Genomic DNA, 26,464 nt, shown 5'->3' with positions numbered 1-26,464 from the left:
GCTGAACGCGGGCGGTACCAAACTGGCTCAGCCATTGCTGAGTTGACGAAGAGGCGTAGCCGGCTGCCGCAGATTTGGCACTGCTGGCTACACCTTCGGCACCATTGGACGATAATGAGCTGGCGAGGCTGCTCATGGTGTCGCCATAGGGGAGTGCCGTGGTGTCTTTTGTTGTCGAACTGCTATTTCTATCAACAGCAAAAGGGGAGAGGTTAGCGCTACTTGATGATGAACTCTGAGCGAACGCGCTGCTAGATACCATCGACACTAACGGAAAAAGAACCTGTAAGAATATTTGTAACCACGCAAAAAACCGAAACGTCGCGTTTTTCCGCGGGAGAGAATTTTTTCTCATCATTGCTAAACCTTAAATTAACTTGTTATTAACTTTATTGCACATAAATGTAGCCACTTATTAACAAATAGCTATAAATAGGAAGGATTATTTTTTCTATAAAAATGTGAGAACGGTGGAGATGTTGTCTGTGTTCACATAGTTAAGTAATTGCTGGTTATGTTTTATACCAAGCTTCCGCATGACGTTACGTTTATAAGCACTAACCTCTTTTGCAGTCATTTCTAAGACCTTAGTCACTATTTGCTTTGTGCCGGCCATACTTAAACCATTTAAAAATCTTTTTTCGGTATTTGTTAATAGAGGGTTATGTGTCATCCCACATTGGATGGTTTTCCTGCGGTATTCAGGTGAAAATATAAGTGCAGCTAACCATTCTTTTAGCGAGCTCTGCATGCTTAGCACGATGAGTTCACATTTTTGACGGATGAATCGTGCAACAATCTCAGGCGATACCACATCAGTAACAATCAGGATTATTTCCCCTAATTTAAATTCACTATACTCAGAAAGCATTATTAAACTTTCTGAGGGCGACCTATCATTAAATAAAATAATGTGGTCGAGTTTAGAAAGTGTAACGTCGGTGACTGTAGTGGAAACCAAATGATGAATAGCGCTTTCAATATATAGGTTATTAGTGTGGAAAATAATATTCATATTAAATATTGATACGGTAAATGTGTTAGCTGGGTTTAGTGGTTATTAGCTAGCAATGAGATTTATTGTTGTTAAATGCATTGTTTTTATTGGCATTTATCCCAAAGGTATAATTTAATTGGTTGGATGTATTTCTATCTTATTGTTAATTTCCATGTGATTAGGCTTTGTTTGTAGCTCAATGGAATCATCACCATAGATAGTTTATAAGCCACAATTATATTCATGGTGCTTGAGGAGACGATACTAATTCATCAGTCCATTTTTGGATATTTTAATATTTAATATATTATTCAATATGTTGGGTGATTTTTTTTGATTTGAGGATTTCAGTGGTATAGAGCAAGATTATTAATATAGGAATATTCCGTTTTTATTTTGAGTTACAGTAAGAATTCTCTTTTTAATTTATATTTAACTATTCTTGTCTCGATAGTTTTATGAAAATGTTAGTTAGAGTAATAGTTATATAAATCAGGCTGTTGATGGTAAGGATATATATAGAGAGTCGGCCGCTTTTGTTTAAAAGAAACGACCACCAAGTTCGTTATGGCAACTCGCGCGAGAGCGTACAGATAGACAGAGCAAAATTATAAAATTTCTATGGAAAACTGGACTGCCGTCGGTTAGCTCTTGGTGACTATGCTTTGATTACATCCCACATTACTTAAGTAACCTCAGACTGATATCATCTAGTATCGCTGCACTCTATCAATTTATTACCGACGCTACGTACTTGGACGGTGTAACCGGTGAGTTTATGTCAACATTGTGCTGAGTCTTTCCAACGTTATTGGCATAACTTAGAGGTGTCATTGTGTCTCACACGTTTTGTGTGGGGGAGTGCCAAGGTGGGGGGGGAAATGTCCACTACCTTCGGACTTCATCTAGTCCATTGTTGGGGGGAGCTAATGTATAATGCTCCTATTGCGGCCACATTCAAGGTGCGTATAGATGCTTCCAGTCGCTTGTAGAGCGATATAACCTGTTGTTTTTGTTCATCAGTACCATGGTTAGACTCTACCGCAAGGCCGGTTTTCCGGCCTTTTTGTTGGAGAAAATCAGGTGAATAGATAATGGCGATAATTTAACCCAATCAGGAAATGCGTTATGGCATGCGGCGAATTCGATGTTATTGCCCGCTACTTTAACCGTCATCGGACGGCTCGGCGAGATGTGCAGCAGGGCATTGGTGATGATTGTGCTTTGCTCTCGATCTCTGAGAAACAGCTGATTGCGATCAGTACAGATACTTTAGTCTCTGGTATTCACTTTTTACCAGATATCGATCCTGCCGATTTAGGCTACAAATCTTTAGCGGTAAACCTTAGCGATTTAGCGGCAATGGGCGCCGATCCTGCTTGGGTTTCGCTGGCGCTGACGCTGCCTGAAATCAACGAGCCTTGGCTTGAGCGTTTTAGCGATAGCCTGTTTGAGCAGCTCGATTACTACGGCATGCAGTTGATTGGTGGCGATACCACACGCGGGCCGTTGAGCATTACGTTCACCATCAATGGTTTGGTGCCTGCCGGTCGTGCTTTGCTGCGTAGCGGTGCGCGTATTGGCGATTGGATCTATGTTACGGGTACGCTGGGAGATAGCGCCGCAGGGTTGGCGATTTTGCAAGACCGTCTAACGGTGGTCGATGAAGATGAACGTAACATGTTGGTTCAACGTCATCTTCGTCCACACCCTCGGGTGTTGCAAGGTCAGGCACTGCGCGATTTAGCGAGCTCGGCGATTGATATTTCTGATGGTGTGATTTCAGACCTAGGCCATATTCTTAAAGCGAGCGACTGTGGTGCTAATCTCTATTTAGACGACCTGCCAATGTCGGCTTGTTTGACCAATAATACGACGCCCGATCAGGCGTTGCAGTGGGCGCTTTCCGGTGGTGAAGATTATGAGCTTTGTTTTACTGTTCCAGAGATGCATCGTGGAGCATTAGACGTCGCACTGGGCTTACTTGGCGCTGATTTCACCTGCATTGGACAAATTGCACCTGCTGCTGACGGCATACGCTTCTGGCGCGGAAACGATCAGGTTGAGTTGGACTTTCAGGGGTTTGATCATTTTGGCAAAGATTAGCAAATACGATAGCAAGGCGGCAAAAGCACGCCTGCGCATGAGCAATCCTTGGCATCTGTTAGCGACGGGATTTGGCAGTGGGCTAAGCCCGATCATTCCAGGCACAATGGGATCTCTCGCGTCGATCCCATTCTGGTTGCTGCTGATCCAGCTACCGTGGCAGCTTTATTCGCTGATAGTGATGTTTAGCATCTGCATTGGGGTTTATATCTGCCATCGTACGGCGAAGGACATGAAAACTCACGACCATGGCAGCATCGTGTGGGATGAGTTTGTTGGCATGTGGATTACGTTGATGGCTCTGCCGGTGAATAGCTGGCAGTGGGTATTGGGCGGTTTTCTGGTTTTCCGCGTGCTAGATATGTGGAAACCATGGCCAATTCGCTGGTTTGATCGCAATGTTCACGGCGGTATGGGCATCATGGTGGATGATATTGTGGCGGGCGTTCTCTCTGCGGTGATTATCTATGTGATTGGTCATCACTGGCCAATAGCGTTATTTGGTTGAAAATATTAAAGAGGTTATCGCGAGCGAGTTAGAAGCGTTTCGCGATAACCTCGTCAGGTGTTTTCTGCTGCCAGCTAAATCATCGGGATGCGTTATTCAAATCCGGTTTGTTCATGAGGCTGATAAGCCATTTCTAACTCTGCAATCTCTTCGGGCTTGAGCTCAATATCCAATGCAGCAATTGCATCTTCCAACTGAGAAGCGCGCGATGCACCAATAATCGGCGCCGTGACGACCGACTTACTCAGCAGCCATGCGAGTGCAATCTGTGCCATTGATACGCCATAGTCGGCGGCAATGGCGCTAACTCTTTCTGCTATCTTGCTATCGGCTTCTTCAGTTGCATCGTAGAGTTTTTTACCAACCTCATCGGAAACCAAGCGTGCAGTGGTTTCTCCCCAAGGTCTGGCAAGACGTCCCCGAGCCAGCGGGCTCCACGGAATAACGGCAATATTTTCCTTCTCGCATAACGGATGCATTTCTCTTTCTTCTTCACGCTGAATCAAATTGTACTGATCCTGCATTGAGACAAATCGTGCCCAGCCGTTTTGTTCTGATACCGCTAACGCTTTGGCAAACTGATGTGCATGCATCGATGACGCGCCGATATAGCTGACTTTGCCAGCTTCAACAACGTTATTTAAGGCTTCCAGTGTCTGCTCAATAGGCGTGTCGTAATCCCACCGATGGATTTGCAGCAGATCGATATAGTCTAAATCTAGGCGTCGTAGGCTGTCATCGACAGATTTCAGGATAGATTGACGTGATAACCCACCTTCCAGATTGCTCAGAGGAAAATAGACTTTGGTTGCCACCACAATTTTGTCGCGCGACATAAATTGCTTGATTGCTTTGCCAAGAATTTCTTCACTGCTGCCGTCCGAGTAGCTATTTGCTGTATCAAAAAAATTGATCCCAGCCTCATAGGCCTGCTGCAGCAAAGGTAGACTGCTCTCTTCTGGTAAGGTCCACGCATGATTGCCGCGGCTGGGCTCCCCATAGGTCATACAGCCTAAACATAGGCGAGATACGTAGAGCTCTGTGCTACCAAACTGGGTATATTTCAAAATACCTCCTATGAAGCTATCGTTGATGACCCTTTAATTTCCAATAATATTTTTAATATTCCATGTAATGATTATGGAATATTTCTAAAAAATATCAAATATGGAAAGTGACTAAGATTATTAATACTCAAAAGTTTAAAGTGAACTCATTCATAAAAACAATATTGAGAGTGATGGTTGGGTGTTTATTTTTCTGGTGGTATTTTACTGTATCGAGTAGGCTTTATTCTTGGTTTTTAATATAGCCAATATTAGCTATCATAAATGCGATTGCCAGATTGTGGATTATTTAAATGAAAAAAAATCGTCTGTTTTAGATAGTCGTACCTCGAAAGAAAAATAATTGAAGAATGTCATCCCAAGCACCACCGTTATGGTGGGGGGAAGGTGGGGCTCTATGTCAGCCATGATAAACTTCCCCGACTGGGCGAGATTTTCCTACGGAATATCGCGATAAAATCAGCAGTGAAGAGATGATCCTGTGGATATTGGAAAGCATAAAAATGCGCACTGAGGGTGATGAAGACATTCTATCCCATCGATAATTGATATCTTTAATATGATACTTAATTAAATATATCTTATCGTATGTGTATTTTTAATGTTTTAAGTAAGTTAGTTATTTTATAGGTTGCTAATGAGTTTACCGAAGAGTGATTATATTAGGACTGTATTGCTATAGTTAAATCGATAGCTCTTGAATTTTATAATGTTGCTAAATGCCACACGTTTAAGCGTGTGGCATTTTTTTTGCATAAACAATCGAATTCATGAAATCAACATGTTTGTAGCACGGATAGGCATTTTAACTGTCGGTAATGAAGTGTCGCACGTGCTTGTTACGTGGTTCACTAAACCCTAACTTTATAAGGCGAGTACTGTTATGAGTGGTTATAACGAGGTTTTATCAAGAAATACGGAACATGCACCAAAAAATACAGGGGTATATTCACAAACTGTCGCTTTTTCTCATTATAATAATTTCTCGGCCCAGCTACCTATCGATCCAAAATCGGGGGAGTTGGTGTTTGGTGGTGCAAAAGAGCAGGCTGAACAGTGCTTTAAAAATATCAAGGCAATTACTGAAAGCATCAATCATGTTATGAGTGATGTTGTTAGAATTACTATTTTTGTCAAAAATATTAAAGATGTGGATGCGGTAAGCTTAGTTTATAAATCATTTTTCCCAACCTATGTCCCTGCTCTGACGGTTGTTGCTGTCAATGCTTTGCCTATGAATGCTTTAGTGCAGGTTGAGGCTCTGCTTTCAAACGGCGAAGGTACAATTCCCAATGCACCGCAGTCTGGTGACCTAATTAAACTTACCAATAACACGATAAATGCGCCAATAAGCTCTTTATCTAACCAAACGGTCTCCTTTTCTCATTATAATAATCTCTCAGCGCAATTACCTATCAATCCGATAACGGGTAGAGTGGTTGAGGGGGGAATAAAAGAGCAGACTAAACAGTGTCTAAAGAATATCAAGGCAATCATAGAAAGTATTGACGTGCCATTTGACGATATTGTGAAGGTTAATATTTTCCTAAAAAATCTCTCAGACATTGATGCTGTGAATGATGTCTATACTACATTTTTCCCAGATTCCGCCATTGCTAGGACCATAGCTTATGTTCCTGCACGCACGGTAATTGCTGCATCAGCTTTACCTATGGACGCGCTGGTTCAGATTGAAGCCGTGGTGTCACACGGAGATGGTACCCCTCCTCAGGCTGTTGAAGACAGACACGGGCTTATCATCGAACCGCATAATACGGTGAATGCGCCTAAATGCGCTCTATCTACACAGACTGTCGCTTTTTCTCACTACAATCATCTCTCGGCTCAATTACCGATAGATCCGAAATCCAATAAATTGGTCGCGGGTGGTATAAAAGAGCAGACAGTACAGTGCCTTAAAAATATTAAGGCAATTATAGAAAGCGTTGAGCATGTCATGGGAGATGTCGTTAAAGTAAATATCTTCCTCAAAAATATTGCAGATATAGATGCAGTAGACGAAGTTTGCGCAACGTTCTTTCCTGGCGGTATTCCTGCTCGAAGGATCGTAGGGGTTTCCGCGCTGCCTAAGGATGCATTGATCCAAATCGATGTCGTAGCAGCCAATGCTGAAGGGACGCCGCCACAAGCATAGTGTTTTCTACCGCTGATTCTTATTGATGGCGAAATCGTCGCGAATAAAATCAGCGGTGAAAGAAACATAGAGTTTGTGTTCTGCAGTTAATTATTCTAACTATCTTTTGTTTTAAGTGATGAATAACTAATTTTGTGCGATGAGATAAAAAGAACAAAGCTACCGAAAGGTAGCTTTGTTTATTTGGTAACGCGGTTAGTTTTGCAGCCAGCTCTGGATCTGGTTAACGATGCCTTGGGCATCAAGCTGAATTTCGTGCAATGCTTCTTCCTGCGTCCCCTGTGGGATAAACCGATCTGGCAACCCTAGATTGAGGACTGGCACCATTTTGCGCTTGGACATCAGGAGTTCGTTAACGCCGCTGCCTGCGCCACCGATAATCGCGTTTTCTTCCAGAGTCACTAGCGCATCGTGAGTGGCGGCGAGCTCTAAGATTAAGGCTTCATCCAGCGGTTTCACAAAGCGCATATCGGCTACGGTAGCATTTAATTGCTCTGCGGCGGTTAAGGCGTCAGGCATCAGCGTACCGAAGTTTAGAATTGCGATTTTCTCGCCGTTACGTCGCACAACGCCTTTACCGATCGGTAAGCAGGCGAGGGGCTCTAGCGCCGCGCCAGTGCCTGAACCACGAGGATAACGTACCGCCGTTGGCCCGGCCTGATACTGATGGCCGGTATGTAGCATTTGGCGGCATTCGTTTTCATCGCTTGGTGTCATAATCACCAAGTTAGGAATGCATCGTAGGAACGAAATATCAAAAGCGCCCTGATGTGTTTGTCCATCTGCGCCAACAATGCCCGCACGATCTATTGCAAACATGACCGGCAGTTTTTGCATGGCCACGTCGTGAATGACCTGATCGTAAGCACGCTGTAAGAAAGTTGAGTAAATCGCCACCACCGGTTTATAGCCGCCAATGGCTAATCCGGCGGCAAATGTCACCGCATGTTGTTCTGCAATTGCGACATCAAAATATTGCTGCGGATATTCTTTGGAGAAACGCACCATGCCAGAGCCTTCACGCATGGCAGGCGTAACGGCCATCAGTTTGTTGTCATCAAGCGCGGTTTCGCACAGCCAGTCACCAAAAATTTTGGAGTAGGTTGGTAATCCACCGGAGCTTTTCGGCAAAGTACCGCTGGCAGGATCGAATTTAGGGACCGCATGCCAACTGATCGGATCTTTTTCGGCAGGGGCATAGCCTTTGCCTTTTTTCGTCATAATATGCAGCAACTGAGGGCCTTTCAGGTCGCGCATATTTTTTAGCGTCGCGGCGAGGGCTTGCACATCATGTCCATCAACGGGGCCAATATAGTTAAAGCCCAGCTCTTCAAATAAAGTCCCCGGAACGACCATCCCTTTCAGATGCTCTTCGGTGCGTTTGACCAACTCTTTAATCGGCGGCAGGCCAGACAGAACCTTTTTTCCACCTTCACGCAGGCTGGAATAAAGTTTGCCGGAAAGTAACTGCGCTAAGTGGTTATTCAGCGCGCCCACATTTTCTGAGATCGACATTTCATTGTCATTTAAGACAACAAGCATGTCGGCTTTGATATCACCCGCATGGTTCATGGCCTCAAACGCCATACCTGCCGTGATAGCTCCGTCGCCAATAACGCATACGGTACGGCGGTTTTTCCCTTCTCGTTCAGCAGCCACGGCCATACCCAAGCCGGCACTGATGGAGGTGGAAGAGTGACCTACGCTCAGCACATCGTATTCGCTTTCATCGCGCCACGGGAACGGATGCAGACCGCCTTTTTGGCGGATAGTCGCAATGCGGTCACGGCGCCCCGTCAGAATTTTGTGTGGGTATGCTTGATGACCAACATCCCAAATCAACGAGTCGAATGGGGTGTTATAAACATAATGCAGTGCAACGGTCAGTTCGACGGTCCCAAGACCGGAAGCAAAGTGTCCGCTGGAGCGGCTAACGCTATTGAGCAGATACTGACGAAGTTCGTCACACAGCTTTGGCAGGCTTTCTTTCGGTAGCAGGCGTAGATCGTTAGGATCGTCAACCAGCGCGAGTGTCGGGTATTTGGCTATATCAAAACTCATTAGCGGCTCATGTCTGAAATTCGTTCTGCGATATATGCCCAGCATACTTGAAGCTACATCGGTGTTAGCAACACATTTACCCGAACGCTGACCTAAGTCAGTTCACAGGGGTTACTTGCTTGCTGCTTTGACGCAACTCCAACTATTTTGGGCATAGAATGAATGCGTGGTTTTTGTTTTGTCTTAATTATCGCGCTCAATGATGAAACTGGCTAAGGATTTTAACGCCAGAGTGTCAATGCTGTGGTGTTGTTCAAGCTCTTCAAGCACCTGTATTGCATCTTGGTACAGATCTTGAGCTTTATTTTGGGCTTGTTTTAGACCGAGCAGAGAAGGGTAGGTACTCTTTTCTAGCTCTTGATCTGAACCCTGAGGTTTGCCCATTTTTGCACTGTCGCCGATAACATCCAGAATATCGTCCTGAACTTGAAATGCGAGACCAATCGCCGCGGCATAGCGGTCTAACAGAGGTAGCGCAGCGCGGCCAGCATCACCCGCAGCCAGAGCGCCTAGACGGATCGCGCAGCGGATCAGTGCGCCGGTTTTATGGTTGTGAATTCGCTCAAGCGACTGTAAATCTACGTGTTTGCCTTCGGCTTCCAAATCTAGCGCTTGGCCCCCGCACATGCCCGCAACGCCACTGGCTTGAGCTAATTCACTCAGCATTGCTAGTCGATCGCTGACCGCGACGTCGGGCATCGGGCTGTCGGCTAGAATGGAAAAGGCGAGAGTTTGTAATGCGTCACCGGCTAAAATAGCATGTGCTTCGCCAAATTTGATGTGGCTGGTGGGTTGACCCCGACGCAGATTGTCATCGTCCATGGCGGGCAAATCGTCGTGCATCAGGGAATAAGCATGAATACACTCAACGGCGGCCGCAGGCGCATCCAGATTATCTAATGATAGACCAAACATCTCTCCGGTGGCATACACCAGATAAGGTCGTAGGCGTTTACCACCGAGCAAAGCACCGTAGCGCATGGCGGCAACGAGTTGTCCATCAGCAAAGGGCAGAGGCTCTATATACTGAATAAGCGCAGCATCGGCGCGCTGATGATAGGTTTTGAGTAACTGTTCAAAAACAACCATGTTTAACTTTTATCCACACTGACTTGATCCGTGTTAAACGGGGATAAAGGGGCATCCTTATCGTCATTAAGTAGGATCTGCACGCGTTGTTCTGCCTGTTGCAACGTTTGCTGACCAAGACGAGCTAGCTGTACGCCACGCTCGAATTCATTCAGCGCGTCTTCTAATGGCAGCTCGCCAGATTCTAAATGAGTAACAATCTGTTCCAGTTCGCTCAGTGCCTGCTCAAAGCTGGGCGCCGCGGGTGCTTTTTTTGCCATAGTATTCTTTTCTTTTATATGTTCTGTAATCAACAGTGATTCAGCGATGGAGTTCCAGAATTTTTCGCCACGTTACCGGACTCTGCAGGACTTGGCAAATTACGGATTTTCAACTCATAAGATGAGGTTCAGTGCGCCAGCTTACAACTTAGTGCTATACTGCGCGCCTTGTACATTACGTCCTCAATTTAGGACACGTAGTGTAAGCCCTTTTAACGTAAATCACGACGAAATAGCCACGGCCGCCATGAAGTTTATCATTAAATTATTCCCAGAAATCACCATCAAAAGCCAATCAGTACGTTTGCGCTTTATCAAGATCCTAACAGGGAACATTCGCAACGTTCTGAAAAAGCAGATTGATGAAGTGGCTATCGTACGCCATTGGGATCATATCGAAGTTCGTGCTAAAGATGAAAGCCGTACCGAGCAGGTACGTGATGCTTTAACGCGAATCCCGGGGATCCATCACATTTTAGAAGTTGATGATTGCCCATACACCGATATGCACAACATCTTCGAGCAAACGCTCGAAATGTACCGTGACAAGCTGGAGGGGAAAACCTTCTGCGTCCGAGTTAAGCGTCGTGGTAAGCATGAATTTACCTCTATCGAAGTCGAGCGTTATGTCGGTGGCGGGTTAAATCAGCATATTGAAAGCGCCAAAGTTAAGTTATCTCATCCGCAAGTTACCGTACATTTGGAGATCGAAGACGATCGCCTGCTGTTGATTAAAGGGCGCTATGAAGGCTTGGGCGGTTATCCTATCGGCACGCAGGAAGATGTCCTGTCGCTCATTTCCGGTGGTTTTGACTCGGGTGTTTCTAGCTATATGCTGATGCGCCGTGGTTGCCGCGTGCATTACTGTTTCTTTAATCTGGGCGGTTCCGCTCATGAAATCGGTGTGAAACAGGTTGCTCATTATTTGTGGAATCGCTTTGGTAGCTCTCATCGCGTGCGTTTTGTCGCTATTGATTTCGCTCCCGTTGTTGGTGAGATTCTTGAGAAAGTGGATGATGGCCAAATGGGTGTTATCCTCAAGCGAATGATGATGCGAGCAGCGTCCAAAGTGGCTGAGCGCTATGGTGTTCAGGCACTGGTGACCGGTGAAGCACTGGGACAGGTCTCTAGCCAGACACTGACTAACCTGCGTCTGATTGACGGCGTTACTGACACACTGATTCTGCGTCCGCTGATTTCTCATGATAAAGAACATATCATTGATATGGCTAGGGAAATTGGTACTGAAGACTTTGCGAAAACCATGCCTGAGTTCTGCGGTGTGATTTCGAAAAGCCCAACCGTAAAAGCAGTGAAGTCTAAGATTGAAGCCGAAGAGGAAAACTTTGATTTTGACATCCTCGAACGCGTGGTCGCTGAAGCGCAAAACATGGATATCCGTGAAATTGCTGAGCAGACCAGCGAACAGGTGATTGAAGTTGAAACCGTTGAGGCTTTAACCGGTGATGAAGTGGTGTTGGATATCCGTTCGAATGACGAACAGGAAGATAAGCCGCTGAAGATTGAAGGGCTAGAAGTCAAAAGCCTACCATTCTACAAACTCGCTACCCAATTTGGCGATCTCGATCAGAGCCGCAGCTATGTGTTGTACTGCGACCGAGGTGTGATGAGCCGTTTGCAGGCGCTGTATCTTAAAGAGCAGGGCTATAACAATGTGAAGGTGTATCGACCTTAAGTCATTTTCGCCCCGACTATTTTTGTTGGGGCGACATTAATCCTGCTGATTCAGTGGCGCGACTGTATTCACAAGTTGGCGAGCAATCTGCGAAATTGCCTCGGTATCAAAAAATCCCATCGTAACCCCCACCGCAATCAACTCTCCTCGGCTATTCAACAGTGGACAAGCAATAGACTGCGCCCCAGGGATCCCCTGAGCCGGATGGTAGCGTACCGCAAATCCCTGTAATCGGATCTGTTCCAAATGCTGCGCCTGCTCAGCATCTTGTGCTTGATAGTGGGTAAAGCTCATGAAAATCTGCCCCGCGGCACTGGTATGAAGTGGTACCGGAGTATTGGGGAGAAAATCGATATCAACGTTACGAAAACTACGATTGTAATGTCGAAGTATCAGCCTCTCAGCGTCGAAAACAACTACGCCAGTTGAATGATTATAGATATCACGAAATGAAATCAGCGCGTTGTTCAGTGCGTTAACCGGATCGTAAGTGTAAGAAGAGTGATTCGCCAGAGTGTGTAATCTTGAGCCAGATGAATACAGACCTTTCTCGTTTTGGCAGAGCATGCCGGTACGGCATAACGAAACGAGATACTTGTGGAGGCGGCTTTTGGATAGATTGCAGCCAATAGCGATATCAATCGCGCGAGCTTGTCCGTTCTGGCTAGCAACAAAAGCCAGAATATTGACGGCTATCTCCACCGAGTTAACCCCTTGAGACGTTTCAAGCATATTTGTTCTCTTATTCATAATCCCCAATTGTATCATCTTCGCAATTTAAAAAGATCTTTACCTCTAAGTGGTTATATTTTGATACGCCGCAAGTTAACTATTGGTTTCTTTTGGTTCACTAGTTATGAACTATGGAGGGATCATCATGGAAGCATTGAGCAGGGTACGTTTAAACAGAAGAACTCTATTAAAAGGTTTTGGTGTGGTGGGGTTATCCTCACTCGCCTCTAGCTTTTTAAACTTACGGCAGGCAAACGGCGCGCCTTTGCCAAAGATTCGCTTAAAGCAATCGGACTACCAAACTTTCCGTTCTACCTGTGCGATGGAGTGCTTGCACTGCAATCTCACGGCTTATGTCTGGAAAAATCGCTTAATGAAAATCGAAGCGACCAAAGGCTTTAATGTGAAGTGCTGTTTACGAGGTATTAGCCGAACAAAATGGGTCTATCATCCCCTACGTTTGACACAACCCATGTTACGTATAGGCGAGAAAGGTGAAGGTAAATTCAAACCTATCACTTGGGATGCTGCGCTGGATTTGATTGAAAAGAAAATCAGGGAAACCATCGCGACTGATGGGAATAAAGGGTTATTACTGACGGCCGCGTCTGGAAATATGGATTCCATCAAGAACGACATGGGTAAGGCATTCTTTGATTATCTTGGTGGTTCGACGAAACATGCCGGATCGCTATGCTGCGCAGCGGTGACAGCAGCCATGATGCCGATGGTAGGTTTACGTTACGCTGATACGCGCGATACGATTGAGGACAGCCGTTATATTTTATGCTGGGGAAATAATCCCGCAGTAACAATGCATGCGTATTTTAAACACTATTCGCAGGCACAAAGAAACGGTGCTCGCATGGTCGTTATTGATCCTCGTTATAACGAAACGGCGGCTAAAGCGGATGAGTGGATACCCATAGTGCCAGGAACGGACATCGCTCTGGCTTTGGGGATGATCAATATTATCATGCAGGAGAAACGCTATGACGCCGATTTCTTGCGGGCACATACTGGTGCAGTCTATCTGGTTGATAACCATAAGCAGTTAATGCGCGAGGATCCTAAGGATGTCGATAGTTATCTCGTTTTTGATACGTTAACCCAATCTCTTAAACGTCATGATGCACAAGGCGTTGTTCCCGCACTACTGAGCAATGAATTACCTGCCGAGTCTTCATTTAGTACCGTGCTCGATGAAGTCTGGGGGCAGGCGAAGGCGTGGAGTGCTGATAAAGTTCAGGCTGAAACCGATATCCCTGCGCAGACCGTGTTACGTTTGGCGCGTGATTACGCCTCCACTCAACCCGCGATGATTATCCAGAATATGTCTGGCGCGCAGAGAACCGAGTTTGGTACTTATGTCGCGGCCAGCCAATTTTATCTGGCGCTGATCACTGGCAATATTGGGAAGCGTGGCGCGGGCGTTTGTGATGCCGGCGGAGTCAGACAGATGGCAAAATTTTCGCCTATTATCCCAGCGGCTCCTGAGTCAGCCAAAATCCCTTCAATACCCATATCCAAACTTGGCGACTGGATCGTCAATGAAAGGCCGCATCCAATAAAGTTCTGGTGGAACATGACGTTGGGAGCGATGACGCAATTACCTAATACGAATCAGGTCAAAGAGGCTTTTAAGAAAGTCCCATTTGTCGTAGTGGCTGATAATCTGATGAGCTCATCAGCGCTGTATGCCGATCTTGTTCTGCCTGTTACAACAATTTTTGAAGACGTGAGTCTCATGGCTGGCGTTCGTAGCCATTATGTCCAATTAATGGAGAAAGCCGTTGAGCCTCCTGGAGAAGCAAAACCGGACTACTGGATTTTTGCTCGTCTTGCTGAACGCTTCGGGTTTGGTGAGATTTTCAATCAGCCCATTGAGCATTATATCGACGCATGCCTTAAAGGGTCTGGTATCACTCGTGACATGCTGAAAAAGGGGCCGGTTTGTCCCGTGGAGGATGATTGGATCCCATTTAAAGATGGGGTATTTCGAACTTCAACGGGTAAAGCACATCTCTTTATTGAAGAGTGGAGCAAAAAGGATTTCCTGCCAGTTGTCACTTGGAAACAGGTAAAAGAGTCAGTGAAAGGCTCCCCTGAGCTGGCTCAGCAATATCCTCTGATGGCAGTACAACGCAAACTGGCGCGGAGCGTTCACTCCAGCCATGGCATGAATGAGTGGATCCTCGAAGTTCAGCGTAATCGGCCTAACGTTATGATTCATCCTGAAGATGCTCATTTGCGCCAGATCCAGAATGGAGAATGGGTCGTGGTGTTCAATCATCGTGGTGAACATCGCGCTATTGCTGATGTGACCACGCATATCAAACGAGGCGTGGTGAGTTTGGATAATGGTTGGTGGGAACAGCAGGGCGGTAGCAGCAGCCATGTCACCAACGATCAGGTGGAGTTGCTGGGGAACGGACATTGTTGCAATAGCACGTTGGTTGATGTGAGAAGGGAGGCTTAACCACGATGAAACAGTATGGATTTCTTATAGATATGCGAAATTGCTATGGTTGCAAGACATGTAGCATGGCCTGCAAATCAGAAAATATGACGCCGCTCGGTGTATTGTGGCGCCGAGTACGTGAGTGCCGTACGGATGAACCCAATACTCAGGCGTTTATTAGTATGTCTTGCAATCACTGTGACGATCCTCAGTGCATGAAAGTGTGTCCGGCAGGTACTTACAGTAAACGCGCCGATGGCATCGTTGTGCAGGATCATGAGCGGTGTATTGGCTGTCGAATGTGCATCATGGCTTGTCCCTGGAGTGCGCCGGTTTATGATCCGGAGGAAGGTAAAACCAGTAAATGCAATTTATGTGCTGAGCGATTAGATGAAGGATTGCAGCCTCGCTGTGTGGAATCTTGTCCCGCCGGTGTCTTACGTTTTGGCGATATAAAGGCGTTACGCAAAGAGCATATGACCGAATGGACGGTGTTGGAAAAACGTTATCATCTGCCAGATCATACTATTAGTAACCCCAATATTGTCATTATTCCAGCGCAGAAGTGAGGAGATAAAAATGGAGCATTATGAACTGCCATTGGTCTTTTTCACGGTATTCGCCCAATGGGGAATTGGCGGTGTGTTTGCGTTAACGCTTTGCCAAAGCTTTAGCAAATTACGATTTAGCAGCACGCAGTTCCGTAGGCTAGCACTGATCTTCTGGATTATTACCGTATTGGGATCTTTTGCGTCGTTGACACACTTAGGATCACCCTCGGGGGCTTATCGGTCGTTAGCAGGACTAGGAAGCTCGTGGCTTAGCAGAGAAATTGTGGTATTCATTTTATTGAATATGGCGATGTTTTGCTGGTTAGCACTGTGCTGGTTTAAGCCTGAACATGTGTGGGTTAATATCTTGGGTGGCTTATCAGCACTTATTGGTCTGATATCAATTCTAGTGACCTCTCAGGTCTATTATCAGATGGCATTACATCCACTTTGGCATACCTTAGCGACTCCGGTTGGCTTTTTGGGGACTGCCATTTTGTTGGGCTTCACGAGTGTGGCAATTGCCTATGGCTATGGGAAGCAATCGACGTCAGTTTGCAGCAGAGCAGGAATCGTTGTTGGTCTATTGATGACGGGCGGTGCGCTATTGGCGCGTTACCATATTCCTGATGCAGATGCTTCCAGCCCACTACTATGGTGGCAGTTGCTTGCCAGTATCTGCACCGCAGTATGGGTTCTGTCGCGTTTACGCTATGGCCTTAGCAATTGGGCTTGGGTGATATTGATGGTGACCGGCGAGTTGGCTGGACGAATGTTGTTTTACAGTAATGTCATGAGCGGAGCGCCTTGGTTTTAATGAGGTCGCTATTTTAGGATTATCAAGGAAGTGATTGAATGATAAAAAGCCAATGGGGAAAATGGCCGATCATAGTTTTGTGCTTGTTTATGTCTCTGCGCATGAGTCATGCCACAAGCCAAGCATGGCAACCGCAGCCCGGTGATATTATATTCCAAACGTCTCCATCGTCGCAGAGTTTGGCGATCCATAAGGCTACTCACTCCTTATGGAGTCATGTTGGAATTATATTATTAAAGAATAATAAGCCTATGGTTTTTGAAGCATCGGGCGACGTGAGATACACCCCTTTGCAGAAATGGATCGATCACGGAGTGGGAAAATCTTATGTGGCTAAACGCTTAAAACAGCCCCTGTCGACTGCGCAGGTGCAGGCGTTAAATCAGCAGGCAGGTTATTTTGTCGGTAAGCCATATGACATCTTGTTTGGTTGGTCAGACACAGATATTTATTGTTCTGAACTGGTTTGGAAGATGTATTTCCGCGCGGCTGGATTGAAAATTGGAACCGTGCAGAGGATAGAGGATTTTGATCTCTCCTCCCCTGCAGTGAAGAAAATTATCAAGGCTCGCTACGGCGATAAATTACCGCTCAATGAGCAGGTTATTTCTCCGGTAGCGATGTTTGATTCACCGTTACTGGAAACCGTAGCATCGGTAGGATACTGAGCCTATTCGTTGTATGCCCAAATTCCCGATGCAGGAATTAACTGAGCTGCCACTTCGGCAGCTTTTTCTTTGCCTAGCAGCACATCAATAATTTTTAACGCAAAATCGATGCTAGTCCCAGGGCCTTGGCTGGTGAGCAAATTGACGCGTTCGTCGTAATAGGCGCGTTTATCGATCCATTGATTCTCTGGGATTTTATCTTTCAGAGTCGGGAAACAGGTCATATTGCCGACGCTGAACAGTTTATGGTGCGCCAGAACCAGTGCCGGAGCGGCACAGATGGCGGCAACCAATTTGCCTTCCAAGTGCATTTGGCGCACTTTCTCCACCACCAGTTCACTGTCTCGGAAACACTCCGCGCCTTTAATCCCGCCAGGTAAAACAATAACGTCATAAGACTCATCGGCGACCTGCACTAACGGTTTATCTGCGAGCAGTTTGACTCCGCGCGAACAGGTTATCATCAGATCGCCATTTCCCGCGGCGCTTGCCGTGGTGACTTCAATGCCGGCACGAACCAGCAGATCGATAGTGGTCACTGCTTCGGTTTCTTCGCTACCAGGAGCCAGACACACCAGAGCCGATGCGCTCATAGGTTTGTTCCTTTCGTTTAATAGTTTCAAATACATGGCTATTTTCGGTGAGACTAATGCCATGCTTACGAGCCATTTTCAGCAAATAGCCCGTAATATAATCAATTTCAGTATGGCGCTGTGCCAGAACATCTTGATACATCGATGAATAATTGTCGGCGGTCATACATATGACATTGGTGACGTAATGCAGCAAGCTGTCTGGCGAGGTACTGTATCCTTCGGCCTCCATCACGTAGGCGATCTCTTTGACGAGGGCTACGACATGCGGCATATATTTTTGCAGATCACCGTTACGGCAGTTGTAGATCACTGTCAGTGGATTGATTACACAGTTGACGGCTAACTTCTTCCAGATGGCAGGCATAATGTTGTCGTGCCACGCCACATCGGGAAGTGCATGATGAAGAACCTCTGCAATATTGCTTTGACCAATGGCCGCAGAGTTCGTTGGGCCAATATGTGTGGCACCTGCTGCGACATGGATAATGGTATTACCATCGTGTCTCGCGGCGTGAGTTGTCACCCCTTGGAACAGGGGCTGCTCAACATGAGGGAGCTCGTCTTGGCTTCCCATCCCGTTATGTAGCAAGATGATGCGACAGTATGGGGACATTTTTGGCAAAAGGGGCGCGAGTGCATTGTATACCTGCCACGCTTTGAGCGTGACCAGCAGAATTTGACTCTCTGCCAAATGCATGGGGTCGTTAGCCGCAAGATTTTTATTATATGACCTTCCATCCAACTGGATAATGTTCACTGGGCAATAGGGCTGCGGTACGCGTAGCCAACCCTGAACATCATGCCCATCCTGCTCTAATGCCGATAGCCATAGCTGCCCTAGCGCTCCGCAACCAAGAACTGTTATTTTCATTTGGCCTCCTTCCCGATACATCGGGCAATGTGCGCGCAAAGCAGAAATATTCAATCTTATCAGTATAAACTTTTATGATGCAGATCGCAGTGGGAAGCATCTGTTATGGTGTAAGGACTGCGGCTAGAGTTGCATCGACGTAGGAAGCCGCTATTATGCTCGGCATTCAACCGAGAGGAGATTTAGCATGCCTTCATTCGATATCGTTTCAGAAATTGATATTCAAGAAGTTCGTAACGCCGTAGAGAACGCTTCACGTGAACTGGGAACTCGTTGGGATTTTCGCAACGTCGAAGCCAGCTTTGAGCTGATTGAAAAAAACGAGAGCATTAAGATTTCCAGTGTTTCAGATTTTCAGGTGAATCAGCTGGTGGATATTATGCGTGAAAAACTGGCGAAGCGTGGCATTGACGGCGCAGCGCTGGAAGTTCCAGAGCAAATCGAACACAGCGGGAAAACTTACAGTATTGAAGCCAAGCTGAAAAAAGGCATTGATACCACGATGGCGAAGAAAGTCATCAAGCTTATCAAAGACAGCAAGCTGAAAGTGCAAACCCAGATTCAGGGCGAGCAGGTGCGCGTTACAGGTAAATCACGTGATGACCTACAAGGTGTAATGGCGTTAATCCGTGGCGCCGATCTGGGGCAACCGTTCCAGTTTAATAACTTCAGAGATTAATACGGTTTTCACGGGAGAGGGGGCCAGTGCGCGCCCCTTCAAACCTCGCGCTTTTATCCGAGACGCCATCTCCGCTCCGGTTTGGTATCGCCCATCCAGGGCGCCCCAAACTCCGTCACGACATCCCTGTCGTGTCGGCTCTCCCTACCAAGATTTAAACTTTTAAAATTTTTCGTGTTGAATGAAATACATATTAGAACCGCCATCAGGGAAGATGGCGGTAGGTCGAGGGCGTACAGGATGTGCGCTCCGAGACCGGTCGGCCAAGCGACGCGGTAAAAAGCGCGAGAGTCGAGAGGTTGCGCGCAGGCAACCTTTCGTCGGACGCCTACGCCAGCGGTTTCATGGAAACGCAAATGCTAACGGGCGGACGAAAACCTTCACCGTTCTAGTATAGAAAAAATCTGGTTGGAAGGCGGCGATTGAGCCGCCTTGCTCGGACGCCTGCACAGTGTATATGTAGATTTAGGTGCTTTAGGCGCACGAAATCTTAACTGTCCTCATATAGATTTCAGTGCTTTAGGCGTACGAAATTACCCCAAAAAAATGACAAACACCTAATGCTGCTCCGCCACAAACAACTCTATCTCTCCACGGTTTGTGATCTTAGAGTCAATTTTCACATACGCTGTTTGTTCTTCAGGAATCAGCACCACGTCAGCTACGCCGTGGTGTTGCTTAATCGCCTGTTCTAGCTGTGGCGTGGCCGGAATTCCTGCTGGAATAACAATGCGGAGACTGCTGACGTAAGGCGGTTCTTGCATCGTGAGGCTGACGGCAAGCCAAATAACGGCAAGTACTGCGCAGCCGGTAAAAACGGTAGCGGCACCGTCGTGTGCATACAAGAAACCGCCGAGGCTTCCGCCGATAGCCACGCCAATGAATTGGCTGGTGGAATAGATCCCCATCGCAGTACCTTTGTAGCCAGCCGGTGATTCTTTGCTGATAAGCGAGGGCAGAAGCGCTTCCATCACGTTGAAAGCAATAAAGAAGACCTGCACGCCGAAAATAATGCCCCACAGGTGCAAACCGGCGTACCAGAGAATGACTTCAGCAGCGAGCATTAAAATAACGCATCCCTGAAACACCTGTTTCATGCGACGCTGTTTTTCTGCGTAAATAATGAAAGGAACGACGCAGGCAAATGCGATCAGCATGGTTACCAAATAGACTTTCCATTGGTTGTCGCGTGCCAGCCCTGCCTGTTCCATCAGCGGAGGCAGCGCAACAAAGCTGGACATCAACAAGATATGCACACACATAATGCCGAAGTTGAGTTTGAGCAAACGGCTGTTAGCCAATACTTTGCTAAAACTGCCTTTCACCATGCTGGATTCGCGATTCAGTACGTGGTGACGAGGAGTAGGAATAAACAGTAGCGTAATGACCACGCCGCCGATCGCCAGTAAGGCAATCATCCAGAATAGGCCGGAGAGGCCAATGGCGTGAGTAATAATCGGGCCCGCAACCATGGCGATTGCAAATGTAATACCGAAGCTCACGCCAATAAAGGCCATCGCTTTGGTTCGGTTTTGTTCGCGGGTTAGGTCTGATAACAGCGCCATAACGGCGGCGGCGATGGCACCAGAGCCTTGCAGCGCTCGGCCAAGTATCACGCCCCAAATGGAATCTGTCATGGCAGCGATGGCGCTGCCCAAGGCAAAGATCAGTAGACCGCCAACGATTAAGGGTTTACGCCCAATGCGATCTGAAAACAGGCCAAAAGGGATTTGGAAAACGGCCTGAGTCAGCCCATAAATACCGATTGCGATTCCAATTAACGTTTCTGACGCGCCAGCCAGTGACATGCCATAGGTCGTCAGCACCGGCAAAACCATAAACATACCAAGCATGCGCAGTGAGAATACCGTTCCAAGACCCCAGGTGGCTTTCCGTTCCTCTGGTGTCATCTGAAAATCATTCATTACAACCTCAGTTTCTTTTTATGCGACAACAACTCAGCACTTGTGCTGTGTTGAAATAATTATTGGCTATTCGTGGCTTTCTGATGAGCACTGCTCTGATGGCAGTTGGTGGAAAGCGTTCCCGAGGCATAGACCTTTCCCTTTCTACTTGAAGCAGATTTTGTGACCCTATAAAAGGTATTGAGCGCGGCTTCAGTGATTGAGGGCATACATATTTGTAACCGAGCTAGATTACTTGACCTTGACCATTTTGAACAGACTAGGAGTCGGATAGGGGAGAGGGAAAAATAAAGCCGGATATAAAATCCGGCTTTTCAACGCTTTTGTACAATGCTTTTGCACAATCTGAGTACTGAGTGATTGATACAGCGATATTAGCGCAGCATTGTTAGCAGGCTCTCTGTTGCGGGTGACTGGAAGTCAACCGACATCATCACGCTCAGGCAGGTGATGGTCACGATAGAGAACACAAACAGTTTGCGCGCCCATACGCGATCGTCCACCGCTTTTTTGTAGCCAGAGAGTGCCATGCCTAACCACCACACGCTCACCGCCGCAGCAACCACCAGATATTTATAGCCAGCGTAGCCACCCAATGACAGCATCAGAGTGGCAACCATAAACGCAACGATATAGAGCGTTATATGGTTTTTAGCGACCGAGATACCTTTTACCACAGGCAGTACCGGAATATTGGCGGCCTGATAATCCTTAAAGCGGAAGATGGCAATCGCGTAGGAGTGCGGCATCTGCCAAAGGCTGAAGATCGCCAACAGGATCAGCGCGCCTGCATCGAACTCATTGCTGACAGCACAATAGCCGATAACCGGAGGCGCCGCGCCAGACAGGCTACCAATCAGCGTGCCATAAACGGAATGGCGCTTCATATACAGGCTGTAAACGCCAACGTAGACGATGAAGCCAATCACTGCTAACAGAGCGGCTAATGGATTAGCCGCGACATATAACAGTGCAACACCGGCAAGGCCCAACAGCGTAGCGTAGGTCAATGTCACTTTAGGCGCGATTAACCCCTTCACCAAAACACGGTTTTTGGTTCGCTCCATGACTTTATCAATGTCTCGGTCAATGTAGTTGTTAAATACACATCCCGAGGCGACAACCAGCGACACGCCTACCATGGTCGCGATAAATAGAGGAACATCTAAGCTCCCCTTCGAGGCCAGGAGAAATCCACCGATAACCGAAATCAGGTTACCGAAGATAATGCCCGGTTTTGTTACTTGCAGGTATTGCTTCATCATCACAGGCAGCTCTTTAGTGGACCATCATATTGATGTTGAGGTTGTACATAATCCAAAGTGAGCCAACGACAACAATCGCGATAATCAAGGCAGTAAATGCCAGGGCTATCAGGTTCCAGCGTTCTTCAGATGAGGTGTTCATGTGCAGGAAGTACACCAGATGAACAAAAATCTGAATCACGGCCATCGCAACCACGGTAATCAAAATCGTTTGGTGCGAAGCGGTACCTTCCATCACCATCCAGAACGGAATGACCGTCAGGATGATAGATAGAATAAAGCCAATCATGTAAGACTTAGCGCTGCCGTGGCTAGCACCGTTGTTGTCTGTTGAATGGTGACCCGTTGTAGGTGAGTGACTCATTACATTGCCCCCATCAGATAAACCACGGTGAATACGCAGATCCACACCACGTCTAAGAAGTGCCAGAACAGGCTCAGACACATCAGGCGAGTGCGGTTACGCGCGGTCAGACCTTTTTTGCCGACTTGAATCATCATCACGATGATCCAGATCAGGCCGCTAGTGACGTGAATACCGTGTGTGCCAACCAAGGTAAAGAAGGCAGACAGGAATGCACTTTTATCAGGACCAAAACCTTCGGCAATCAGGTGATGGAATTCGTAGATTTCCATCGCGATAAAGCCTGCGCCGAACAGGAAGGTCAGACCTAGCCAAGTGTTTACGCTAGCAACTTTACCTTTGTTCATTGCCAACATGGCGAAACCGTAAGTGATGCTGCTGAACAACAGCAGGAAGGTTTCAACCAGTACAAACGGCAGTTCGAAGATATCTTTGCCGGATGGACCGTCAGCGGTACCGTTTACCAAGACTGCATAGGTTGCGAACAAGCTCGCAAACAAAATACAGTCGCTCATCAGGTAGACCCAGAAACCGAAGACCTTAGTGTCGCCAGCGTCGTGGTGCCCATGCTCCGCATGGGCCTCCTGACCGTGAGTATGATGTAAAGTATCAGTTGTCATATTTCACGCCTGCTTTGCTAATTTGTTCAAAGTGTTGATTTTCAATACGTTCAATTTCAGGAACTTGAACGTAGTAATCAACATCATCGTTGAAGCTGTGCACGATCCAAGTTGCAATCATGCCCAGGAAGCAGACGATCGCCAGCCACCAGATGTCCCAAATCATGGCGAAACCAAATACCAAGCTGAAGCCTGCAATGATGACGCCCGCGCCAGTGTTACGTGGCATATGAATCGGTGCATATTTCTCTGGTTTCTTGTAAGCGATACCTTCTTCTTTCAGCTCCCAGAATGCATCACGCGAGTGAACCTGCGGTTCGATAGCGAAGTTGTAGAACGGTGGTGGAGAAGAAGTTGACCACTCCAGCGTACGGCCGCCCCATGGATCGCCAGTCAGGTCGCGGTTCTGATCGCGGTCGCGAATCGACACGAAGATCTGAATCAGCTGGCACGCGATACCACATGCAATCAGCGCAGCGCCGCCCGCAGCAACCATCAGCAGTGGATGGAAGGCTGGGTCAATTTGCTGGCTCAGACGACGGGTCATCCCCATGAAGCCCAAACCGTACAGCGGCATAAAGGCGACGAAGAAGCCGATGATCCAGAACCAGAATGCGCGTTTACCCCAAGTTTCGTTCAGCGTGAAACCAAATGCTTTCGGGAACCAGTAGGTCATACCCGCGAAGCAACCGAATACCACACCACCGATGATGACGTTATGGAAGTGTGCAATCAGGAACAGGCTGTTATGCAGTACGAAGTTAGCACCCGGAACGGCCAGCAGAACGCCGGTCATACCACCTACGGTGAAGGTGATGATGAAGCCGATGGTCCACAGCATCGCAGAGTTAAATACGATACGGCCTTGGTACATGGTAAACAGCCAGTTGAAGATTTTTACCCCAGTTGGAATTGAGATAATCATCGTGGCTATACCGAAGAACGCATTCACGTTTGCGCCGCTGCCCATGGTGAAGAAGTGGTGCAGCCAAACGATGAACGACAGAATGGTAATACACACGGTCGCCCATACTAGCGAGGTGTAACCAAACAGCCGTTTCTTACAGAAGGTAGCCACGACCTCGGAGAATACCCCGAAGACAGGCAGAACCAAGATGTACACTTCCGGATGGCCCCAGGCCCAAATCAGGTTGATGTACATCATCATGTTGCCGCCCATATCGTTGGTAAAGAAATGGGTGCCGAGATAACGGTCTGCCGTCAGCAACGCGACGGTAACGGTTAAAATCGGGAAGGCAGCAATAATCAGAACGTTGGTACACAGAGCGGTCCAAGTGAAGACCGGCATCTTCATCAATGACATGCCAGGAGCACGCATTTTGATGATGGTGGCGAAGAAGTTAACCCCCGTCAGCAAGGTACCCAAACCGGATATCTGTAGACTCCATATCCAGTAATCGACCCCCACGCCGGGACTGTACTCCTTACCCGACAGCGGTGGATATGCCAACCAACCGGTCTGAGCAAATTCACCGACCCCAAGAGACAGGTTGATCAGTACCACACCGACAACGGTGAACCAGAAGCTCAGGTTGTTCAGGAATGGGAAGGCAACGTCGCGAGCACCGATTTGTAGCGGTACCACTACGTTCATCAAGCCAACCACAAATGGCATCGCGACGAAGAAGATCATGATGACGCCGTGGGCGGTAAAGATCTGATCGTAGTGGTGCGGTGGTAGGAATCCGGCTTCTCCCGCTGAGGCGAGCGCCTGCTGGCTACGCATCATGATTGCATCGGCAAAGCCGCGCAGCAGCATGACGAAAGCCACGATGATGTACATGATACCTAGACGTTTGTGGTCAACCGAGGTCAGCCACTCCGTCCATAAATACTTCCATTTTCCAAAATAGGTAACCAGGGCGAGAAGCGCCAGACCACCTAAGATAATGCCGGCAACCGTAACCATAACAATGGGTTCATGGTACGGGACGGCGTCGAGTGTTAATTTTCCAAACATCTGTTATTCCTCGGCTCCTGCGTGAGCGTGCTCACCCATGTCCATATCCATATGCTCGTCTTTCTTCATGTCCATCTTCTTGCTGCCCATGAATTTGTTGATCACGTCGACAAACAATTCAGGATTAGCGCTAGAGAAGTATTCAACCGGATGGTATTCGCTTGGCTTCGCTAATGCTTCGAACTCAGCCATCGTCGTCAGTTGGTTTGGCGCTTTTTTAACTTCAGCAACCCACTGATCAAAGGTGGCGTTATCAGGCGTCGCAATGGCGGTGAACTTCATTCCAGAGAAACCTGGACCGCTGTAGCTGCTGGAGATCCCATTGTATTTCCCCGGCTCGTTGGCAATCAGATGCAGTTGGGTCTGCATGCCTGCCATCGCGTAAATCTGTCCGCCTAAACGAGGAATGAAGAAGGAGTTCATTACCGAGTTTGAGGTGATACGGAAATTAACCGGAGTATTCGCTGGGAAAGCCAGTTCGTTAACGGTCGCGATACCCAGATCCGGATAAACGAACAACCATTTCCAGTCGAGGGAAATAACATCGACACGGATAGGCTTAACGTCTGAAACCAGTGGTTTATACGGGTCTAGTTCGTGAGTCGTTTTCCACGTTAGCGTTGCGAGGATAGCGATAATGATAATTGGCACTGTCCAAACGACAGCTTCAATTTTATTAGAGTGAGACCAGTTGGGAGTGTATTTGGCATCCGTATTCGACGCGCGGAATTTACGCGTAAATACAATTGTCATTACGATTACTGGAATCACCACGATTAACATCAGCCCAAGGGCAGTCAGTATCAGGGATCTCTGCTCTAGACCTATTTGTCCTTTAGGATCCAGAAGCGCCATATCACAACCGCTCAGCAAGGCTGAGGCTGCGATTAAAGATAATATCCCAAAGCTTTTATTTAATTTACTGAGTCTCATCTAACGACCTCAATCGAAGGCTCTCTGTCGTCCCAAATGTAGGGGCATTTTACGGTAAGGTT

Annotated in this window: 23 protein-coding genes; 9 read left to right on the top strand and 14 right to left on the bottom strand. The window is 47.2% G+C overall.

The genetic code is table 11. The features are described from left to right. Nucleotides 1–451: 451 nt before the first annotated feature. Nucleotides 452–1,015, bottom strand: a complete 564-nt coding sequence (locus HMPREF3091_RS01540) for a helix-turn-helix transcriptional regulator (protein WP_139146181.1) — start codon at nucleotides 1,013–1,015, stop codon at nucleotides 452–454. Between the two features lie 1,110 nt (nucleotides 1,016–2,125). Between HMPREF3091_RS01540 and thiL the strand changes: the two genes are divergently transcribed. Continuing rightward, complete coding sequence (thiL, locus tag HMPREF3091_RS01535; protein WP_070713625.1) at nucleotides 2,126–3,103, top strand: thiamine-phosphate kinase; 978 nt, start codon at nucleotides 2,126–2,128, stop codon at nucleotides 3,101–3,103. Beyond that, nucleotides 3,090–3,611, top strand: coding sequence for a phosphatidylglycerophosphatase A (pgpA, locus tag HMPREF3091_RS01530; RefSeq protein WP_004096733.1), 522 nt, complete (start codon nucleotides 3,090–3,092; stop codon nucleotides 3,609–3,611). The genes thiL and pgpA overlap by 14 nt, the downstream gene beginning before the upstream one ends. Nucleotides 3,612–3,703: 92 nt before the next feature. Here pgpA and HMPREF3091_RS01525 read toward each other — a convergent pair whose 3' ends face one another. Next, nucleotides 3,704–4,678, bottom strand: coding sequence for an aldo/keto reductase (locus tag HMPREF3091_RS01525; protein WP_070713622.1), 975 nt, complete (start codon nucleotides 4,676–4,678; stop codon nucleotides 3,704–3,706). An 883-nt stretch (nucleotides 4,679–5,561) separates the two neighbouring features. On the opposite strand from HMPREF3091_RS01525, the gene HMPREF3091_RS01520 reads away from it, so the two are divergent. Beyond that, nucleotides 5,562–6,833 (top strand): RidA family protein, encoded by a 1,272-nt coding sequence (locus tag HMPREF3091_RS01520; protein ID WP_070713618.1) that lies wholly within the window; start codon nucleotides 5,562–5,564, stop codon nucleotides 6,831–6,833. A 195-nt stretch (nucleotides 6,834–7,028) separates the two neighbouring features. Here HMPREF3091_RS01520 and dxs read toward each other — a convergent pair whose 3' ends face one another. From dxs to xseB, 3 genes are all read right to left on the bottom strand, one after another. Continuing rightward, nucleotides 7,029–8,894 (bottom strand): 1-deoxy-D-xylulose-5-phosphate synthase, encoded by a 1,866-nt coding sequence (gene dxs, locus HMPREF3091_RS01515; RefSeq protein WP_070713615.1) that lies wholly within the window; start codon nucleotides 8,892–8,894, stop codon nucleotides 7,029–7,031. A gap of 183 nt (nucleotides 8,895–9,077) precedes the next feature. Beyond that, entirely contained in the window at nucleotides 9,078–9,983 is a 906-nt protein-coding gene (gene ispA / locus HMPREF3091_RS01510; RefSeq protein WP_070713612.1) for a (2E,6E)-farnesyl diphosphate synthase, read from the bottom strand. 2 nt (nucleotides 9,984–9,985) lie between these two features. Next, on the bottom strand, nucleotides 9,986–10,243 hold the full coding sequence (gene xseB, locus HMPREF3091_RS01505) for an exodeoxyribonuclease VII small subunit (protein WP_004096671.1): 258 nt from the start codon (nucleotides 10,241–10,243) through the stop codon (nucleotides 9,986–9,988). A gap of 247 nt (nucleotides 10,244–10,490) precedes the next feature. On the opposite strand from xseB, the gene thiI reads away from it, so the two are divergent. Beyond that, entirely contained in the window at nucleotides 10,491–11,939 is a 1,449-nt protein-coding gene (gene thiI, locus HMPREF3091_RS01500) for a tRNA uracil 4-sulfurtransferase ThiI (protein WP_004096669.1), read from the top strand. Nucleotides 11,940–11,975: 36 nt separating this feature from the next. Here thiI and HMPREF3091_RS01495 read toward each other — a convergent pair whose 3' ends face one another. Continuing rightward, nucleotides 11,976–12,671 carry an IclR family transcriptional regulator gene (locus HMPREF3091_RS01495; protein ID WP_070713608.1) on the bottom strand — a complete coding sequence of 232 codons (696 nt, stop codon included), beginning with the start codon at nucleotides 12,669–12,671 and terminating at the stop codon, nucleotides 11,976–11,978. Between the two features lie 145 nt (nucleotides 12,672–12,816). Here HMPREF3091_RS01495 and HMPREF3091_RS01490 point away from each other — a divergent pair, with 145 nt between their 5' ends. The 4 genes from HMPREF3091_RS01490 to HMPREF3091_RS01475 all read left to right on the top strand — a co-directional run bounded on the left by HMPREF3091_RS01490 (nucleotide 12,817) and on the right by HMPREF3091_RS01475 (nucleotide 17,168). Next, complete coding sequence (locus HMPREF3091_RS01490) at nucleotides 12,817–15,150, top strand: molybdopterin-containing oxidoreductase family protein (RefSeq protein WP_070713607.1); 2,334 nt, start codon at nucleotides 12,817–12,819, stop codon at nucleotides 15,148–15,150. A gap of 65 nt (nucleotides 15,151–15,215) precedes the next feature. Next, nucleotides 15,216–15,701 carry a 4Fe-4S dicluster domain-containing protein gene (locus HMPREF3091_RS01485; RefSeq protein WP_083321328.1) on the top strand — a complete coding sequence of 162 codons (486 nt, stop codon included), beginning with the start codon at nucleotides 15,216–15,218 and terminating at the stop codon, nucleotides 15,699–15,701. A gap of 10 nt (nucleotides 15,702–15,711) precedes the next feature. Beyond that, entirely contained in the window at nucleotides 15,712–16,500 is a 789-nt protein-coding gene (locus HMPREF3091_RS01480) for a dimethyl sulfoxide reductase anchor subunit family protein (protein WP_070713596.1), read from the top strand. A gap of 38 nt (nucleotides 16,501–16,538) precedes the next feature. After that, on the top strand, nucleotides 16,539–17,168 hold the full coding sequence (locus tag HMPREF3091_RS01475) for a YiiX family permuted papain-like enzyme (RefSeq protein WP_070713594.1): 630 nt from the start codon (nucleotides 16,539–16,541) through the stop codon (nucleotides 17,166–17,168). 2 nt (nucleotides 17,169–17,170) lie between these two features. On the opposite strand, the gene yajL is transcribed toward HMPREF3091_RS01475, so the two are convergent. Both yajL and panE read right to left on the bottom strand, forming a co-directional pair. Beyond that, entirely contained in the window at nucleotides 17,171–17,761 is a 591-nt protein-coding gene (gene yajL, locus HMPREF3091_RS01470) for a protein deglycase YajL (protein WP_008814281.1), read from the bottom strand. Further along, a complete protein-coding gene (gene panE / locus HMPREF3091_RS01465) occupies nucleotides 17,724–18,635 on the bottom strand; it encodes a 2-dehydropantoate 2-reductase (RefSeq protein ID WP_035504260.1) in 912 nt (303 codons plus the stop codon). The genes yajL and panE overlap by 38 nt, the downstream gene beginning before the upstream one ends. A gap of 187 nt (nucleotides 18,636–18,822) precedes the next feature. On the opposite strand from panE, the gene HMPREF3091_RS01460 reads away from it, so the two are divergent. Continuing rightward, nucleotides 18,823–19,314, top strand: a complete 492-nt coding sequence (locus HMPREF3091_RS01460) for a YajQ family cyclic di-GMP-binding protein (protein ID WP_004096658.1) — start codon at nucleotides 18,823–18,825, stop codon at nucleotides 19,312–19,314. 557 nt (nucleotides 19,315–19,871) lie between these two features. On the opposite strand, the gene HMPREF3091_RS01455 is transcribed toward HMPREF3091_RS01460, so the two are convergent. The 6 genes from HMPREF3091_RS01455 to cyoA form a co-directional block, all read right to left on the bottom strand. Further along, entirely contained in the window at nucleotides 19,872–21,239 is a 1,368-nt protein-coding gene (locus HMPREF3091_RS01455; RefSeq protein WP_070713590.1) for an MFS transporter, read from the bottom strand. A gap of 374 nt (nucleotides 21,240–21,613) precedes the next feature. Then, nucleotides 21,614–22,504: a heme o synthase gene (gene cyoE / locus HMPREF3091_RS01450; protein WP_004091685.1), complete on the bottom strand. Its 891-nt coding sequence runs from the start codon at nucleotides 22,502–22,504 to the stop codon at nucleotides 21,614–21,616. 13 nt (nucleotides 22,505–22,517) lie between these two features. After that, nucleotides 22,518–22,868 carry a cytochrome o ubiquinol oxidase subunit IV gene (locus HMPREF3091_RS01445; protein ID WP_070713587.1) on the bottom strand — a complete coding sequence of 117 codons (351 nt, stop codon included), beginning with the start codon at nucleotides 22,866–22,868 and terminating at the stop codon, nucleotides 22,518–22,520. Next, nucleotides 22,868–23,488 (bottom strand): cytochrome o ubiquinol oxidase subunit III, encoded by a 621-nt coding sequence (locus tag HMPREF3091_RS01440; protein ID WP_004091692.1) that lies wholly within the window; start codon nucleotides 23,486–23,488, stop codon nucleotides 22,868–22,870. Before HMPREF3091_RS01440 ends, HMPREF3091_RS01445 begins: the two co-directional genes overlap by 1 nt. After that, nucleotides 23,478–25,469 (bottom strand): cytochrome o ubiquinol oxidase subunit I, encoded by a 1,992-nt coding sequence (gene cyoB, locus HMPREF3091_RS01435; RefSeq protein WP_070713583.1) that lies wholly within the window; start codon nucleotides 25,467–25,469, stop codon nucleotides 23,478–23,480. Before cyoB ends, HMPREF3091_RS01440 begins: the two co-directional genes overlap by 11 nt. Nucleotides 25,470–25,472: 3 nt before the next feature. Continuing rightward, nucleotides 25,473–26,402 (bottom strand): cytochrome o ubiquinol oxidase subunit II, encoded by a 930-nt coding sequence (cyoA, locus tag HMPREF3091_RS01430; RefSeq protein ID WP_070713579.1) that lies wholly within the window; start codon nucleotides 26,400–26,402, stop codon nucleotides 25,473–25,475. Nucleotides 26,403–26,464: the final 62 nt, after the last annotated feature.

It is taken from the genome of Hafnia sp. HMSC23F03 (assembly GCF_001816025.1).
Classification (GTDB): Bacteria; Pseudomonadota; Gammaproteobacteria; order Enterobacterales; family Enterobacteriaceae; genus Hafnia; species Hafnia paralvei.
This window is presented reverse-complemented; position numbering and strand designations above follow the sequence as displayed.